Raw genomic sequence first — 17,497 nt, 5'->3', positions numbered from 1 at the left:
ATAGATTAATAGAGCGGAATATTAATCCGCTAACCCTGGCATACTTCTGGTTGCAGGCGCGCTGGCTTGCCCGCAGCTTGAATTATCCAGGGTATATTTCCCGTGGAGATATGATGATTGACATTTCCCCCCATGACAAAGAGGCATTCGCCCGCGACGGCGCGGTGATTATCCGCGGCGCATTCTCAAGGCAATGGCTGGATAGCGTTGAACAGGGTATCAACTATAATATCGCATTCCCCAGCGATCATGGCCGTTATACCGATCCTGACACCAAAACGTTTTTTCAGGATAGCGACAACTGGCGGCGCATTGAACATTTCCAGGATTTTGTCTTTCATTCACCGGCCAAAGAGATAGCCGCCGCCCTGCTGGGTTCTTCAAAAATCAATTTTCTGCACGATCACGTTTTGTCCAAACAGCCCGGTGCCTCGCAACGCACGCTCTGGCATCAGGACCAACCCTACAGCCCGGTGGACGGCAGGGATTTTTGTACAATCTGGCTGCCCATTGACCCGGTGGCGAATGAAACCGCATTGGAATTTGTCGCCGGTTCCCACCGTTGGGGAAAATGGTTCCGTCCGCAGGTGTTCGCCACCGGCGAGCTGCGGCCCGGTGACAACGAACAGTGGGACATACTACCCGATATTGAAGGGCGCCGCGGCGACTACCCCATTCTCCGCTGGGCCCTTGAGCCCGGCGATTGCCTGGTATTCCATGGGTTGACCCTGCACGGCGCCGCCGGCAATATTACGCCGCTGCCGCGACGGGTACTATCCACGCGCTGGACCGGCGATGACGCGGTATTCCGTCGGCGCAGCGGGAAGATGTCTCCCCCAGAGCCGTCCCGCGACGGTCCAAAGAACGGCGGCGTGCTGGATTGCCCGGCATTCCCGGTGGTCTGGCGGGCCGGCGGCTAATACATCGCCGCAGCATGCAGCCCGCCGGTGCCGAGGAACTTGACGATCTCTTCTTTGGTCTGCTGCAGCGCGGGCAGATATTGTTCGATGCGCGCATCGGTCATATGCCTGACCGTGCCGGAAATGCATATGGCCAGCGGCACCTTGCTGGCGGCGGCGATGATCGGCACCGCCACGCCCCGCAATTCAGGTTCGGCCTCTTCATCATCGATGGCGTAACCCGCCCGGGCAATCTGTTCCAGCGCGGCGAACAGCCGGCTGCGCGTGGGAATGGTATGGGCGGTGCGGGTCGGCAGCTCTTCTCGGGGATAGAGTTCCAGCAGGCGTTCACGGGACAGGCTGGACAGCATGCATTTACCGGTGGAGGTACAGTGCGCAGGCATGCGCAGGCCTTCGGCAATGGAGAAACCATAAAAATCCTGCGTGGTGACGCGCGACAGATAAATCACATCCTGATCCGTAAGCGTCGCCAGCTGAACCGTCTCCTCCACCTGTTCACTGAGCTTTTTCATCCAGGGCAACACCACCGCATGGGTGACGATACGCGACTGATAAAGCATCCCCAGTTCATAATTGACGTGACCTAGGGAATAAAGCCGTGATTTTTCATCCTGCTGCAGCAGCTTTTCCGCTTCAAGGGTTTTCACCAGACCGTGCACGGTGGTTTTGCTCAGCCCCATAAACTGGGACATTTTGGCAATGGAGAGTTTTTCGTGCTGTTGAAATAACTTCAATATGGCACAGGCCCTGGCTACGCTTTGAATGGTCATGTTATCTCCCAAGAATTTCTGCATTATAACAATAACCTCCGTTAAATACAGGCGGTATGCCTTATATGGCGCCGGGGCAGGGCAGGAACGGCATCATCCAGGGACGCGCTGCGGCGGACCCAGGCGCTTCCGGCACCTCTAACCCGGTAACACGTGTCTTTATTTTGACCACAATCACAGATCCGAGATGACGATGGGAAAACGGCTGGTAAAAAGTATTGAGTCGATGTAAATAGAATGTACGGTAATACGGAACGAAGTTCGGAAAAGTGGATTTATGAATAAAACGGTGGAACGCGCCATCCTGGCCCTGGAATACATCGCGAAAAGTAAACAGCCGGTGACCATGGCGGACGTGCGCAATGCGCTGGGACTCCCGAAAAGTACCGCGTCGGAGATTCTTAATACATTGATTGATATGGATATTCTAAAGATCGGTAATCAGGATTACGCCACGCTGTCGGCGGGAACCCGGCTTTATGAGATTAGCGCCAGCTTTATCGGCAAAAACGATTTAATCACCGTCAGCAGCGAAGCCGGCGTCGCATTGGCGAAAGAAACGGGCAAAATGGTTTGCATGTCGCTGTTCAACGGCGACGAGATTGTACCGTTCGAGAAGATAGGCGGCGTGGAGCCGATGCAGCCACAGCTTAACACCATGCCGAAGTTTTCCCTGCGGGAGAGCGCCAGCGGTAAGGCGATTCTCGCCGCCAGCCGGCAGGATCGTCTGCAGTGGCTGCTGGATAAAAACAGCGCTCCGGGGGATGAGGATAGGGGCGCGGGCATTTTCGCCGAGCTGGCGCAGGTCGCCGCCAGCGGGTATGCCATAAGCCACGAGCTGCCGGAGCTGTGCTCCATCGCCGCGCCGGTATTACAGGCCGACGGTGTGCCGCTGGTATCTTTATGCATTATTGATTTTACGTTCAGACTGGATGCCGCAGAACAGCGGCGGTTAGGCAATAAAATCGAAGTGGCGGCGCTGGGGGCATCGCGGCAAATGGGCTACAAAGGCCTGCGTCTTTACCAGGAACCGCGGAATTTCAATTAATCACCATCTGACGGTCATCCCATTGGCGGTGATTTGATGTGTAATATTACCGAACCTCGTTCGATAATATAGAACAAAGGAAACGTATATGTTAGAAGGCGTCAAGGTATTGAGCTTTACCCACTATTTGCAAGGGCCCTCCGCAGCGCAAACGCTGGCGGATTTAGGCGCCGATGTGGTGAAAATCGAGTCGCCGAAAGGGGCCTATGAACGATCCTGGTCAGGGTGCGATACCTACCTCAACGGCGTCAGCGTGTTTTTCCTGCTGGCAAACCGCAACCAGCGCGCCATGGCCATCGACCTCAAGTCCGCCGAGGGTCGGCAGATTATTTACGATCTGCTGCAAGAGTATGACGTGATTATTGAAAACTTTAAGCCGGGCGTGATGGACCGTCTCGGCCTGGGATATGAGGATATCCGTAAGATCAATCCCCGTATCGTCTACTGTTCCTGTACCGGCTACGGCTCCAGCGGACCGAAAGCGAAAGAGCCAGGCCAGGATTTGATGGCGCAAAGCATCAGCGGGCTGGCCGCCCTTAACGGTCCCGGTTCGCATCCGCCGATGCCGGTGGGGACCGCTCTGGTGGATCAGCATGGCGCCGCGCTGGCGGCGCTGGGCATCATCGCCGCCGTTTTCCACCGCGAAAAAACCGGGCAGGGGCATAAGGTGGACGCCTGCCTGCTGCACTCGGCGCTGGATCTACAGATTGAGCCCCTCAACTATTTCCTCAACGGCGGCAAACTGACGCCCCGCGCGGATACCGGGCTGTCCAGCCGTTTTCACCAAAGCCCCTATGGTATTTACGCCACCGCCGACGGCTACATTACGCTGTCGCTGACCCCCTTTGACAAACTGAGGGCGGCCTTCCGTCCGGGAGCGCTGGAGGGATTCACCGCCGCCGACCAGATGTCGGCGCGCCTTGATTTCGATGCCCGCGTCGCGTCGGAAATGCTGAGCAAAAGTACGGCGGAATGGCTGGCTATTTTCAAGCGGGAGGGGATATGGCATGCGCCGGTGAATGAATATGCGGATGTGGTGGAAGACGAACAGGTGAAGTACAACCAGGCCTTTATCGAAATGGAACATCCGGTGGCCGGCACGGTACGGGTGCTGGGCCACCCGAATCAGTATGACGGACAGCCGCTGCCGCTGCGCCGCCTCCCCCCCGAACTGGGTGAGCACAGCGCGGAAATACTCGCCGAACTGGGCTACAGCCAGGAGGTTATCCGCCGGCTTATTTCAGACAACATTATATCGGTTAACAAACACTGAGGCATATTATGACCACAAGCGACTCCCTTGTTACATTGGAAATAAATAACGCCGTTGCGCTGCTGACATTAAATAATCCGCCACTTAACCTGGTAACCCTTTCTCTGTCCAGGGAATTACGGTCTTTATTGAAGCAGCTGGATCGGGACGACGATGTAAGAGTAGTGGTATTAACCGGTTCGGGAAAAAAAGCATTTTGCGTTGGGTCCGATATCAAAGAATTCCCGGAAGTCTGGGATGACGTTATCAGTAAAAAGCTGCAGAAAGAAAATGAAACCTTTAATGCCATTGAATTTCTGAATAAACCGGTCATTGCCGCCTTGGAAGGCGTGGTCTGCGGCGGTGGCTTTGAAATGGCCATGGCCTGCGATATGCGAATTCTATCCGACAGCGGGAAAATCGCCCTGCCGGAAATCAATTTGGGCGTCTTCCCCGGCAGCGGCGGATTATTCCGCTTGCCGAAGCTGGTGGGGACGGCAAAGGCCATGGAACTGATGATGACCGGCAGCTTTGTCGAGGCAAAGCGCTGCCTGGAATGGGGCATGGTCAATCGTCTGGCGCCGGCGGGCACCACGGTGGAAGCGGCGCTGGAGCTGGCGCGGGAAATTGCGCTGAAACCTTTTGAGGCCATAAGATTAATAAAACAGGGCGTACGCTCCATCGGCATGCAGTCCACGGAACACTGCTTTTATCAAAATCTGCGGTTCAGCCAGGAAATTTTCCAAACCAGGGATTGTGCGGAAGGCGTAGCGGCTTTTTTAGAAAAAAGAGAGGCGAAATTTCTATAAAAATAAATACTCTTTGAAATTACGGTAGGGTGGCCGGCATTAATGCAGGCCATCATAATAATGACAATTCAACGATACGTATTGACTTAAAAATAAAGCAATTAATTTCGGTGCCTACATAAATCCTATTGAGGTAAGTCAAGATGAACAAACTGCCTGTACGCCGTTGGCTCTATTTAATGCCGACGATATTTATTACTTACAGCCTGTCTTACCTTGATAAGGCTAATTACAGTTTTGCCTCCGCCGCCGGCATCGGTAACGATCTGGGTATTAATCCTCTCTGGCGTCCTTGATAGGAGCACTTTTTTTTCTGGGTTATTTTACCCTGCAAATACCGGGCGGGATGCTGGCGGAAAAGTGGAGCGTGCGCAAGCTGCTGACCTGGAGCCTGGTGCTGTGGGGGATCTGCGCCACGTTAACCGGGCTGGTGACCAATATCACCTCGCTGATTATTATCCGTTTCGCCCTTGGGGTGGTGGAAGCCATTGTGACGCCGAGTCTTTTAATCTTGGTATCACGCTGGTTCACCCATTCCGAACGTTCCAAAGCCAACACGCTGTTCCTGCTCGGCAACCCGGTTACCGTATTGTGGATGTCCATTCTTTCGGGCTGGCTGGTGCAAAACTGGGGATGGCGCCATATGTTCGTGGTGGAAGGCATCCCCGCCGTGATCTGGGCGGTGGTGTGGTGGGTGGTTATCCGCGACAGGCCGGAGCAGGCCAACTGGCTGAGCAAGGAAGAGAAAGCGGCGGTGATAAGCGAACTGGCCAATGAGCAGCAGCATAAAGAGACCATGACCAACTGGGGACAGGTTTTCCGTTCCGCCAACGTTATCAAGCTGGCGGGCTGGATGTTTTTCCAGAGCATCGGTTTTTACGGTTTCCTGATGTGGCTGCCCTCCATTCTGCACTCGGGCGCCATCTCCATGGCCCAAACCGGCCTGCTGTCCTCGCTGCCGTACGGCCTGGCGGCGATATTAATGATGATTGCCGCCTGGCTGAGCGACAAATATCAAAAACGGGTGGGTTTTGTCGCTTTCCCGATATTGATAGCCGGCTGCTGTTTCCTGCTGCTGCCGTTCCTCGGCACGAACCATTTCTGGCTCTCTTACCTGCTGCTGGTGATTACCGGGGCCTGCCTTTATATCCCGTTCGGGCCGTTCTTCGCGCTGGTGCACGACGTATTGCCGGCTTCCATGGTGGGGGGCGCCGGCGGGATGATCAACAGCATGGCCGCGGTGGGGGCGTTTATCGGTTCGTATCTGGTGGGCATGCTCAACAGCGTCACCCATTCAACCAATTCCTCCTATTTTATGATGTCGGCCTGCCTGGGTATCGCCGTGCTGTTTGCCTTGACCATCAAACCCAAAAAAGCCGCCGAAGCGGGAAAGTTAGCCGGTAATTCCAGCGTGGCGTAGCGTCGGGCGGCGCCGGCCGACGCAATTTCCGCCGCCGGCACCTGCCAAAGTAAGCCCTGCAGGGGGGGCATGATCCTGCCATCCCCTGCGAATCGGGTTCGTCCTGGTGAGAAAAAAATCAACTTATAACAGAGGAATAGTATGGACTGGCTGACGGCGGCAATCACTGGCTGCGTTGAGAAAGTGAAAAAGAGCAGCGTGACGTTTATCGATTTTCCCCATATTACCGAAAACGGCAAGTATATATTCACCCGGGACGGCGTCTGGACCGGCGGTTTTTGGGTCGGGCAGCTGTGGCTGTCGTATGGACACAGCGGCGATCCCGCGCTGCGCGCTGCGGCTGAACATTTTACCCAGCGTATTTTGCCCCGCGCCCAAGACAGCCGTAACCACGATTTGGGGTTTATGTTTTATCCCAGCGCCATTACCGGCTGGCGGATCACCGGCAATGAGTCCTGGCGCCAGGGGGCATTGGCCGCCGCCCGCAGTCTGGCGGCGCAGTTCAACCCGGCCGGCGGATATATTCCGGGCTGGGGATTTTTCGGCCAGGAGGAGTGGTCCGGGGCGGTGCTTATCGATACGCTGATGAATCTTCCCCTGTTGCTATGGGCGGCGGAACAAAGCGGTGAAGATAGGCTGCTGCAGGTGGCGAACCGCCATGTGGAGAAAACGCTGGCGAACCATCTGCGCGCGGATGGGTCGGTCTATCACCGTTTCCATTTCACCCCTGACGGACAGCCGGTGCGCGGCGATACCTGGCAAGGCCTGTCGGCGGACAGCGCCTGGTCGCGGGGCCAGGGGTGGGCGCTGACCGGCCTTGCCATCCTCGCCGGCCAGCGGAGCAATCCCCTGTGGCTGGCATCCGCCGTGCGGGTGGCCCGCTACATCATCGGCCATTTGCCCGCCGACGGTATTCCGCCCTGGGACTATCTTGACCCCGACAAAGAGGCGCCCAAGGACGCCTCGGCGGGAGCCATTAGCGCCTACGGACTGCTGCGTCTGTACCGCCTCACGGGTGAAGTGATGTTCAAGGACAGCGCGGTGAGCGTTCTGCACGCCCTGAGCCGCCACTGCATGCTGGATGACAATGAAGGCTTGCTGGCCCATGCCACCGCCGATTTGCCGCACGGGCTGGGTATCGATCAGGCCACGGCCTATGGCGATTATTATTTTCTCAAGGCGCTGCTGGAGCTTAAGGACGTGACTTTGTGTGGATAAAAAGGTCATTTCCGCCTTGGCGCCAGGTTGATTTATGCGCTACGCTTGTTGACTAAACAATAGGGCTGCTTATGTATTGGCGGCACAGATGCCACTGTCACCATTTTTTTATGAAAATCCGGCTTGCCTGGGGCTTAAAACTAAAGGATAATGCCTTCCCCGGTTTTACCAGCCCTGGAAAACCCCCACGCTTTCAAGGGAGTAGGCATGCAACAAATGTATGTTCTCAAGGGGTGGGACTAGGAAATATCTTATTGACAATCCCCATGCTATTTTCCGCCTTATCGATTGCCCTTATTGAGCAAAAAAAAGGTTTTAAACAGACTTATCCACAACGCTGGTGGGCAATAATATTTTTTCCAAAATCGTGATGGCTACAGCATAAGATTTTAATCTATTGATATAGCGGATATTTTTCTCTTAAAAAACTTTTTCTGTATTGCTTGTCTTTTTTGTGTCAATTGATTGTCAAAGGTTTTTTTATTTTATCCACAGTCCTTTAGTCTCTTGTTCGCGGGCAAATTTTACACATCGATTTTCAGGCATCGCGCGCCAATCCTTTCTCAATTGCATTAATCAATCGCCGTTGCCGGGCCGGCTGCACATTGACCGTTGCGGCTTCCCGTTGTTGCAGTTGTCGTTCTATCGCCCAGGTAATGTGTTTATCCAATAAGGCATCGTTACCCAGACTTTCCTGCAGGCACGAAACGATGCTTTCCTCATAAGGTGCGTTGCCCAAGGCGACGGCGATGTTGCGTAACCAGCGCCAGTGGCCGATACGACGAATGGGCGATCCCTCGGTGGCCCGCAGGAACGTGGTTTCGTCCCATTTGTACAGTTCCAGCAGTTCCGGCGAGTGAAGCGCCGCGCGCGGGCTGAAGTCCTTTTCATCGGTTAACGCCGAAAAACGATTCCACGGGCAAATCAGCTGGCAGTCATCACAGCCATAAATCCGATTGCCGATAAGCGGGCGCAGGTCCTCGGGGATTTCACCCTGCAGCTCAATGGTGAGGTATGAAATACAGCGGCGCGCGTCGACGGTATAGGGGGCGACAATCGCCCCGGTGGGGCAGGCGGTCATGCAGGCGACACAGCGTCCGCACCCATCCTGTTGGGGCTGGTCCACGGGCAGGGGTAAATTGATCAGCAGTTCGCCGAGAAAAAACCAGGAGCCGGCTTCGCGGTGTAATATCAGTGAGTGTTTACCGACCCAGCCTATCCCGGCTTTGGCCGCCAGCGGGCGTTCCATTATCGGCGCCGAGTCCACGAAAGGACGGAATTGAACTTCTTGGCACCATTCGCGAATTTTATTGCCCAACCGTTGAAGACGATGGCGCAACACCTTGTGATAGTCGCGTCCCAGCGCATAACGGCTAACATAACCTAACCGGGGATTTTTCAGCGTGCGGGCAAAAGCGGCGTTGGCGGGTAGGTAATTCATTCTGACGCTGATGACGCGCAGGGTGCCGGGCAGGAGCTCATGCGGACGAGCGCGCAGACTGCCGTGGCGCGCCATCCATTCCATATCGCCGTGGTATTGGTTGTCCAGCCAGGCTTGCAGCACGGATTCATGAGCGGCAAGATCGGTATCGCAGATGCCGACCTGTTGAAAACCCAGAGCCAGACCCCACTCCTTGATGAGCCGGGCTAATTCTATCAAATCGAAAGGGTATGACATGGCGGACCGTATGAATAAAACAAACAAGTCAAGTTTACCACATTCCGCCTACTCCGCAGAATGGCTGAGGGGGTGGGAAGGTGAGGCCGCCAAACTGGCGGGCCTGTCGCTGTATCAATTAATGGAGCGAGCCGGGGACGCCGCCTTGCGCACCATAAACTGGTGTTATCCCTACGCCCGCCATTACCTGATCCTGGCCGGGCACGGCAATAACGGCGGCGACGGGTACGTGGCGGCCCGTCTGGCGGCGGCGCAGGGCAAGGCGGTGACGGTAATAGAGTGCCCCGGCAGCCGGCCTTTGCCCGATGAAGCCCGACAGGCCCGACTGGCGTGGCTGGATGCCGGAGGCAGTATCGCCGGCGTGGATGAAGAGTGGCCGCCGCAGGTGGATGTGATCGTTGACGGCCTGCTGGGAACCGGATTGAAGGACGCGCCGCGGGAACCCTATACCGGGCTTATCCACAGGGCCAACGACCATGGCGCGCCGATAGTTTCCCTCGACCTTCCTTCGGGGCTGAACGCCGAAACCGGCGCGGCGCCGGCGGCGGTGATCAAGGCGGCGCACACCGTGACGTTTATCGCGTTGAAACCCGGTTTGCTCACCGGCAAAGCGCGCAGCGTCACCGGGAAATTACATTATGACGATTTGGGGCTGGGTAACTGGCTGCAACAGCAAACCCCGCTATTGGAACGGCTGACCGCCGACCTGCTCCCCCGCTGGCTAACGCCGCGGGATCCCTGCGCGCATAAAGGGGATAACGGCCGGTTGGTGATTATCGGCGGCGATCACGGTTTATCCGGCGCCATTCGCATGACCGGTGAGGCGGCGCTGCGCACCGGCGCAGGTTTGGTGCGAGTGCTTACTCGCGAGGAGAACGTGGGTTCCCTGCTCACCGCGCGGCCGGAACTGATGGTTGAACCGCTTAACGACCAGTCGCTTCGCCAGGGTCTGGAATGGGCGGACGTCATTGTGATAGGTCCGGGTTTGGGGCAGTCGGAATGGGGTAAAAATGCGCTACGTATCGCGGAAAATTATGATAAACCCATGTTATGGGACGCCGACGCGCTGAACTTGCTGGCAATCAACCCGCAGAAACGTCACAATCGTATTGTCACGCCCCATCCCGGAGAAGCCGCGCGCTTGCTGAACAGCAAGGCCGGCGTGGTGGAAAGTGACCGCTTCCTTGCCGCCGCAAATATCGCAAAACGTTATGGCGGCGTGGTGGTGCTAAAAGGCGCGGGCACGCTGATCGCCGATGCCGGCGGCCAAACGTCCATTGCCGATGTGGGCAATGCCGGTATGGCCTCGGGGGGCATGGGAGATCTGCTTTCGGGCATCATCGGCGGTTTGCTGGCGCAGAAACTCTCGTTATATGATGCGGCGTGCGCCGGCTGCGTTATCCACGGCGCGGCCGCCGATTGGCTGGCGGCGGAAAAAGGCACGCGGGGCATGCTGGCCACGGATTTATTGCCCGCGTTATATCGATTTGTTAATCCTGAACATTTCGCCTGAAAAGCAGACCCTAAAATCAGATATAGAAATCAGACATGGAAAAATGTGTAATACCTTTGCCGGACGAAGCGGCAACCATCGCGTTAGGGGCTGCTTTAGCCGATGCCTGCCCGCAATCATGCGTGATTTATCTTTTTGGCGATTTGGGCGCCGGTAAAACCACGCTTTGCCGTGGCTTCCTGCGTGCGTTGGGCTATGAAGGCAATGTGAAAAGCCCCACCTATACTCTGGTGGAGCCTTATGAATTGGCGTCAGGTACCGTTTATCATTTCGATCTCTACCGGCTGCTTGATGCGGAAGAGCTGGAATTCATGGGGGTACGCGATTATTTCCGCCAGGATAGCCTGTGCCTGGTGGAGTGGCCGCAGAAGGGCGAAGGCATCCTGCCGGACGCCGATATAGCGCTGACGCTCGCCTATACGGCGGCCGGCCGGCAGGCCCTGATAGAGCCCCGGTCCGCAAAGGCCGCAGGGATACCGGCGCGGATGGCGTCTTGGCGGGGATCCCATAAATGATACTTAGAATCAGGATGGTTTTGGTTATCGTTCTAATGTGTCTGGCAGGCCATGTCGGCGCGGCAAATCTTACGGATATCAATGTGACAAACGGAACCGAGCAATCCACGGTCACCTTGGGTTTTGGCGAACAGCCGGTTTATGCCTTTTTTTCGCTGCACAATCCTGAACGGGTGGTGGTGGATATCCGTCAGAGCATGCCGCCGCAGGGATTGCCGCTGGACTTCAACGGCCAGAATATCATCAGCCGCGTTCGTACCAGTCAGGCTCCGGACCCGCAGAGCATCCGCCTGGTGCTGGACCTGACCCGCAAATCACGGGCGCAGGCTGCCATCGAGCAAAGCAACGGACATTACAATGTCGTGGTGACGCTGAACTCTCCCCGACCCGCCGCCGCCCGTATCAGCCGTGCGGTGCCCGAGCCCGCGCCCCGGGCGGTTCCATCGTCGAATCGCGCGTTTAATGCGGCCCCCGCGGTGCAGGATAATCCGCTGTTGTCCCGTACCCCCCGTCCCGCTCGCCGGGCCGTGGCGCAAAGCGATCAGGTGGTGGTGGCCATCGATGCCGGTCACGGCGGCCAGGATCCCGGCGCCATTGGCCAAAACGGCTTGATGGAAAAAAATGTCACCATTGCCATTGCCCGCCGATTGAAAGCACTCTTGGATCAGGATCCCATGTTCAGGCCGGCGTTGACCCGGGATGGCGATTATTTCATTTCGGTGATGGGGCGCTCGGATGTGGCGCGTAAGCAGGGCGCCAGCGTACTGGTATCCATCCATGCGGACGCGGCGCCGAATCGCAGCGCCACCGGTGCATCGGTATGGGTACTGTCCAACCGCCGGGCCAACAGCGAGATGGCCAACTGGCTGGAGCAGCATGAAAAGCAATCGGAGCTGCTGGGGGGCGCGGGGGATCTGCTGGCCAACAGTTCGTCGGATCCGTACCTCAGCCAGGCGGTACTGGATTTGCAGTTCGGCCATTCCCAGCGGGTGGGCTACGATGTCGCCACCCGGGTGTTAAGACAGCTGCGCAACGTGGGTTCGCTGCATAAAACGCGGCCGGAGTATGCCAGCCTGGGGGTATTGCGCTCGCCGGATATTCCTTCGCTATTGGTGGAAACCGGCTTTATCAGTAACGCCAACGAAGAGCGGCTGTTGGGCAGCGGGGAGTATCAGGACAAAATAGCCCAGGCCATTTATCTTGGCTTGCGCGCCTATTTCTCGGCCCATCCGCTGCAAAACGGTCCCAAACTGGAAAACCGTCCGCAGGGTATCGCGTCGGCGGCGGACGCCGGCGCCAGCGGCGCCCAGGCGGTGTCGCAATCCACCGCCGGCGTGATGCCCGCCGCCGCTCCCGCCGGTCGCCATGTGGTGCAGCGCGGCGAGACGCTGTCCGGTATCGCCAGCCGCTACGGTGTGAGCATGGCGGCGCTGCGCGATCTCAATCATTTGAAAAGGGACGTTGTGTGGGTCGGCCAGCGGCTGAAAATTCCCGCCGGTGCGGCGGAACAGCGGACCCAGGCGGCAAAACGGCGGAATTCTTCCGCCTTGGCGCGTGATTCCGCCAAATAGGCTGTCAAAAATGATAGGATTCGGGGGCGTGAGAAAAACGTAAAGAAATGACCTGTCGTAGAAGGCCAGGCACTATGTTAACAAACCCTTTTGTCGGAACAGGCCCTGATTTTCACCCGCTTAACACTGAGGATTTTCGCCGCCATGCCTATTCGGGTACTGCCGCCACAGCTCGCCAACCAGATCGCCGCCGGCGAAGTGGTCGAACGCCCCGCGTCGGTGGTGAAGGAACTTGTGGAGAACAGCCTTGACGCCGGCGCGACGCGTATCGACATCGATATCGAGCGGGCCGGCAGCCGCCTTATCCGCATCCGCGATAACGGTTGCGGCATCGCCAAGGACGATTTGGCGCTGGCGCTGGCACGGCACGCCACCAGTAAAATCGCCACGCTGGACGATCTCGAGGCTATTATCAGCCTGGGGTTTCGCGGGGAAGCGCTGGCCAGTATCAGTTCGGTGTCGCGGCTGACCCTGACCTCCCGCACCGAAGCGCAAACGGAAGCGTGGCAGGCCTATGCCGAAGGCCGCGACATGGCGGTGACTCTTAAACCGGCGGCGCATCCGGTGGGTTCCACGGTGGAAGTGCTGGATCTGTTTTACAATACGCCGGCCCGCCGCAAGTTCATGCGTACCGAGAAAACCGAATTCGCGCATATAGACGAAGTGGTGAAACGCATTGCGCTGGCGCGCTTTGATGTGACGTTCACCCTGCAGCATAACGGTAAACCGGTCCGCCAATATCGCGGGGTGACGCAGGAAGCCCAGAACCTCCGGCGCTTAAGCAGCCTGTGCGGACCGGCCTTTGTGCAACGGGCCCTGGAAGTCTCCTGGCAGCACGGCGATCTCCGCATCCGCGGCTGGGTAGCCGATCCGTCGGCGGCGGGTGAACTGCCGGACATGCAGTATTGTTATGTCAATCGGCGGATGATGCGCGACAAGCTGATTAATCACGCCATTCGCCAGGCCTATGAGGAACAGCTGTCCGAGGCGGGGCAACCGGCGTTTGTGCTGTACCTGGAAGTGGATCCCCATCAGGTGGATGTGAATGTGCATCCCACCAAACAGGAAGTCAGGTTTCACCAGTCCCGCCTGGTGCATGATTTTATCTATCAGGCGGTGATCGCCGTTATTCAGCGGCCGGACGAACCGGAGCTACCCGTATCCGCCGATGCCGTCCCTTTGCACCGGATGCCGGAAAATCGCGTCGCGGCGGGGAAAAATCTCTTTGACAACCCCTCACCGGCGCTCAAGGCACCACCCTCCGGCCCTGGGAACACCCCGTCGCCGCCACAGTATAAGGCGCCGTCCGGTATTGGCCGGAGTAACGGCGGCGAAGCGGGGTCCCGATCCGGCCGGATGCGTGAACCGGCCGCCAATTACCATCCCGGCGCCGGTTATCAGACCAAAGAGGGTAAACTTTACCAAAAGCTGATTCAATCCGCGCCAGCGTCCGGCGCCGCTGCCGAGGCCGTTTCCGGCGACGATGTCCAGAGCTTCGGTCGGGTGCTTACCGTTTATCCGCCTTGTTACGCCCTGGTGGAATTCCGCCAGCGTCTGGCGCTGATTTCTCTGCCGGTGGCGGAGCGCTGCCTCAAGCAAAAACAGCTTACGCCGGATGGCGAAGCGTTACGGGCGCAGCCATTGCTTATTCCCCTGCGCTTAATACTCAAGGAACCGGAGGCGGCGGGATTCCGCCGGTACCAGGCGCAATTGGAGCAGATGGGTATCCAGTTACAGGTTAATCAGCGCCAGGGGACGCTAAATGGCGTACCTTTACCATTACGCCAACAAAATTTACAAAACTTGATTCCGGAACTGTTAGGCTATCTGTCAGAAACTGAAACCATCACTTGTGATGAGATTGCTGCCTGGATTGCCCGCCAGTTGAACAGTGAACAACGTGCCTGGAGCCTTTCCCAGGCCATACAGTTACTCGCCGAGGTTGAGCGGCTTTGTCCGCAGTGGGTAAAGGTCCCGCCCGCAGAGCTTTTGGTGTTATTGGATCTTGAGGCCGCCATTGAGGCCCTTAATCATGACTGAGGCTATCGGCCCGCCTTTGCCGCAGGCTATTTTCCTGATGGGACCTACCGCTTCGGGTAAAACCGGGCTGGCGATTGAGCTGCGCCGGCGATTGCCGGTGGAGATTATCAGCGTTGATTCCGCGCTGATTTATCGCGGCATGGATATCGGCACCGCAAAGCCCGGTAAAGACGAACTGGCGATAGCGCCGCACCGGTTGATTGATATCCGGGATCCGGAGCAGGCCTATTCGGCAGCGGATTTCAGCCGTGATGCGCTGGCCGCCATGGCAGAAATCACCGCGTCGGGTCGTGTGCCGTTATTGGTAGGCGGGACGATGCTCTACTTCAAGGCGCTTCTGGAGGGTTTATCCCCCTTGCCCCCAGCGGACCCTGAAGTGCGGGAGCGTATTTCCCGGGAGGCGCAGGCCAAAGGATGGGAGGCATTGCACCTTAAATTGCAGGAGATTGATCCGGTGTCGGCGGGTCGTATTCATCCGAATGATCCGCAGAGGCTCTCCAGAGCACTGGAAGTTTTTTTCGTTTCAGGTAAAACTCTTACGGAACTGACTAAAACTTCAGGTGAAGCATTGCCGTACCGGGTTCACCAGTTTGCGATTGCGCCAGAAAATCGCCGGCTGTTGCATCAGCGTATCGAGCAGCGCTTTCATCAGATGCTGGCGGCTGGTTTTGAGCGGGAAGCCAGGGTACTTTTCCTGCGCAGTGGCTTGCATAAAGATCTGCCGTCCATTCGCAGCGTCGGTTATCGCCAGATGTGGTCATATTTATCAGGTGAAATCGATTACGATGAAATGATTTATCGCGGGATATGCGCAACCCGGCAATTGGCCAAGCGGCAAATGACGTGGTTGCGCGGCTGGCCGTCGGTTCACTGGCTCGATAGTGACAAGCCCCTCGCTGCTTTAGACAAGGTATTACAGGTTGTTAGTGCATAGGTTGGGTGATTGTGTACAATTGGTAAGTACTGAACGCGCTTTTTTTTACATCGTTTATTTTAGAGCCACATGGTTCTTGTTACAAACAACAAGCACATAAGGAAAAGATAGAATGGCTAAGGGGCAATCTTTGCAAGATCCGTTCTTGAACGCATTGCGTCGGGAAAGGGTTCCGGTTTCTATTTATTTGGTGAATGGTATCAAATTGCAGGGCCAGATTGAGTCATTTGACCAGTTTGTCATTTTGTTAAAAACACGGTTAGTCAGATGGTTTATAAGCATGCCATTTCTACTGTAGTACCATCGCGTGCGGTGTCGCATCACAATAACAATCCGGCAACAAGTAGCAGTGCCAGCAATTACCATCATGGCAGCAATCCTTCGGCGCCTGCGCAGCCGCTGGAAACTGATGACGTCGAGTAAGACGCATCCGGCTTGACCATTTCGCGGTGCTTTAGCGTGTTTGCGGCGCTAAGGCTCCGTTATAACTGCGGTTTATCCGTTTGAGAGGTTGTACGCTTGTTTGACCGTTATGATACCGGTGAGCAGGCCATACTGGTTCACATCTTTTTCTCGCAAGACAAAGACATGGAAGATCTTCAGGAGTTTGAGTCGCTGGTGTCTTCCGCCGGGGTGGAAGCGTTGCATGTTATAACCGGGAGCCGCAAGGCCCCGCACCCCAAGTATTTTGTCGGAGAGGGAAAAGCTGAAGAAATCGCGCAAGCGGTTAAAACCAGTGGTGCGTCTGTCGTACTTTTCGATCATGCATTATCTCCTGCTCAAGAGCGCAATCTCGAGAGCTTATGCCAATGCCGGGTCATCGATCGCACCGGGCTGATTTTGGACATTTTTGCACAGCGTGCTCGTACCCACGAGGGTAAATTGCAGGTGGAACTGGCTCAGCTGCGCCATCTCGCCACGCGTCTGGTGCGGGGATGGACCCACCTTGAGCGGCAAAAAGGCGGCATAGGCATGCGCGGGCCGGGTGAAACCCAGCTTGAAACCGACCGCCGTCTGTTACGCAACCGGATTACCCTGATACTTTCCCGCCTGGAACGGGTGGAAAAACAGCGGGAGCAAGGACGCCGGGCCAGGAATCGCGCCGATGTCCCCACGGTATCGCTGGTGGGCTACACCAATGCCGGCAAATCCACGCTGTTCAACCGGCTCACCCAGGCGGAAGTCTATGTCGCCGATCAGCTGTTCGCCACGCTGGACCCTACCCTGCGGCGCATCGAAGTCGGCGATGTGGGCGACACGGTCCTGGCGGATACGGTTGGTTTTATCCGCCATTTGCCCCATGATCTGGTGGCGGCGTTTAAAGCGACCTTGCAAGAGACGCGCGAAGCCACGCTGCTGTTGCATATCGTCGATGCCTCGGACAGCCGCGGCCAGGAAAATATCGCCGCGGTGGATACGGTACTGGCGGAAATCGAAGCGAACGACGTTCCGGTACTGTTGATCATGAATAAAATCGATATGCTGGATGATTTTGTTGCGCGTATTGATCGAGACGAGGATAACTTACCGGTACGGGTATGGCTGTCCGCCGAAACCGGAGAAGGAATCCCGTTGCTTTTCCAGGCGCTGACCGAACGCCTGTCGGGTGAGATTGCGCAGCATGAGCTGCGCCTACCCCCGCAGGCCGGACGTTTACGCAGCCGTTTTTACCAGCTTCAGGCAATTGAAAAAGAATGGATTGAGGACGACGGCAGCGTCGGGCTGCTCGTCAGATTGCCGCTCATCGATTGGCGTCGCCTGTGCAAGCAAGAGAATGAGTTGGTGGACTATCTTGTCTGACCGTCCTTT

At 56.8% G+C, this 17,497-nt stretch carries 14 protein-coding genes and 1 pseudogene; 13 read left to right on the top strand and 2 right to left on the bottom strand.

Features of this window, described 5'->3' with window-relative positions; all coding sequences use genetic code 11:
* Positions 1-110 precede the first annotated feature (110 nt).
* A complete protein-coding gene (locus tag GTU79_RS24080; RefSeq protein WP_214513432.1) occupies positions 111-920 on the top strand; it encodes a phytanoyl-CoA dioxygenase family protein in 810 nt (269 codons plus the stop codon).
* Here GTU79_RS24080 and GTU79_RS24075 read toward each other — a convergent pair.
* Positions 917-1,690: an IclR family transcriptional regulator gene (locus tag GTU79_RS24075; protein WP_203523974.1), complete on the bottom strand. Its 774-nt coding sequence runs from the start codon at positions 1,688-1,690 to the stop codon at positions 917-919. The genes GTU79_RS24080 and GTU79_RS24075 overlap by 4 nt on opposite strands.
* A 277-nt stretch (positions 1,691-1,967) precedes the next feature.
* Between GTU79_RS24075 and GTU79_RS24070 the strand changes: the two genes are divergently transcribed.
* From GTU79_RS24070 to GTU79_RS24050, 5 genes and pseudogenes are all read left to right on the top strand, one after another.
* The gene (locus tag GTU79_RS24070; protein ID WP_132925678.1) at positions 1,968-2,738 is read left to right on the top strand and encodes an IclR family transcriptional regulator; all 771 of its coding nucleotides are present in this window, start codon (positions 1,968-1,970) and stop codon (positions 2,736-2,738) included.
* A gap of 88 nt (positions 2,739-2,826) precedes the next feature.
* Positions 2,827-4,011, top strand: a complete 1,185-nt coding sequence (locus tag GTU79_RS24065; RefSeq protein WP_203523973.1) for a CaiB/BaiF CoA transferase family protein — start codon at positions 2,827-2,829, stop codon at positions 4,009-4,011.
* Between the two features lie 8 nt (positions 4,012-4,019).
* On the top strand, positions 4,020-4,799 hold the full coding sequence (locus tag GTU79_RS24060; protein ID WP_203523972.1) for an enoyl-CoA hydratase/isomerase family protein: 780 nt from the start codon (positions 4,020-4,022) through the stop codon (positions 4,797-4,799).
* 143 nt (positions 4,800-4,942) lie between these two features.
* Positions 4,943-6,219, top strand: a pseudogene (locus GTU79_RS24055) (MFS transporter).
* Positions 6,220-6,360: 141 nt separating this feature from the next.
* Positions 6,361-7,437: a YyaL domain-containing protein gene (locus GTU79_RS24050; RefSeq protein ID WP_203523971.1), complete on the top strand. Its 1,077-nt coding sequence runs from the start codon at positions 6,361-6,363 to the stop codon at positions 7,435-7,437.
* Positions 7,438-7,975: 538 nt separating this feature from the next.
* Here GTU79_RS24050 and queG read toward each other — a convergent pair.
* Entirely contained in the window at positions 7,976-9,115 is a 1,140-nt protein-coding gene (gene queG, locus GTU79_RS24045; RefSeq protein WP_203523970.1) for a tRNA epoxyqueuosine(34) reductase QueG, read from the bottom strand.
* Between queG and nnr the strand changes: the two genes are divergently transcribed.
* The 7 genes from nnr (at position 9,114) to hflX (ending at position 17,488) form a co-directional block, all read left to right on the top strand.
* Positions 9,114-10,628 carry a bifunctional ADP-dependent NAD(P)H-hydrate dehydratase/NAD(P)H-hydrate epimerase gene (gene nnr / locus GTU79_RS24040; RefSeq protein WP_203523969.1) on the top strand — a complete coding sequence of 505 codons (1,515 nt, stop codon included), beginning with the start codon at positions 9,114-9,116 and terminating at the stop codon, positions 10,626-10,628. The two genes, queG and nnr, sit on opposite strands and share 2 nt — an antisense overlap.
* Before the next feature lie 35 nt (positions 10,629-10,663).
* Positions 10,664-11,143 carry a tRNA (adenosine(37)-N6)-threonylcarbamoyltransferase complex ATPase subunit type 1 TsaE gene (gene tsaE / locus GTU79_RS24035; protein ID WP_214513431.1) on the top strand — a complete coding sequence of 160 codons (480 nt, stop codon included), beginning with the start codon at positions 10,664-10,666 and terminating at the stop codon, positions 11,141-11,143.
* Positions 11,140-12,714 carry an N-acetylmuramoyl-L-alanine amidase AmiB gene (amiB, locus tag GTU79_RS24030; RefSeq protein ID WP_132925694.1) on the top strand — a complete coding sequence of 525 codons (1,575 nt, stop codon included), beginning with the start codon at positions 11,140-11,142 and terminating at the stop codon, positions 12,712-12,714. Before tsaE ends, amiB begins: the two co-directional genes overlap by 4 nt.
* A gap of 144 nt (positions 12,715-12,858) precedes the next feature.
* Positions 12,859-14,754: a DNA mismatch repair endonuclease MutL gene (mutL, locus tag GTU79_RS24025; RefSeq protein WP_203523968.1), complete on the top strand. Its 1,896-nt coding sequence runs from the start codon at positions 12,859-12,861 to the stop codon at positions 14,752-14,754.
* Positions 14,747-15,688, top strand: coding sequence for a tRNA (adenosine(37)-N6)-dimethylallyltransferase MiaA (miaA, locus tag GTU79_RS24020; RefSeq protein WP_203523967.1), 942 nt, complete (start codon positions 14,747-14,749; stop codon positions 15,686-15,688). Before mutL ends, miaA begins: the two co-directional genes overlap by 8 nt.
* 112 nt (positions 15,689-15,800) lie before the next feature.
* Positions 15,801-15,986, top strand: coding sequence for an RNA chaperone Hfq (gene hfq / locus GTU79_RS31610; protein WP_420854119.1), 186 nt, complete (start codon positions 15,801-15,803; stop codon positions 15,984-15,986).
* A 221-nt stretch (positions 15,987-16,207) separates the two neighbouring features.
* Positions 16,208-17,488, top strand: coding sequence for a ribosome rescue GTPase HflX (hflX, locus tag GTU79_RS24010; RefSeq protein WP_132925701.1), 1,281 nt, complete (start codon positions 16,208-16,210; stop codon positions 17,486-17,488).
* Positions 17,489-17,497: the final 9 nt, after the last annotated feature.

The sequence above is a fragment of the Sodalis ligni genome, from assembly GCF_016865525.2.
GTDB lineage: Bacteria > Pseudomonadota > Gammaproteobacteria > Enterobacterales > Enterobacteriaceae > Acerihabitans > Acerihabitans ligni.
Note: the sequence above shows the minus strand (reverse complement) of the source record. Positions and strands in the feature narration are given on the sequence as shown.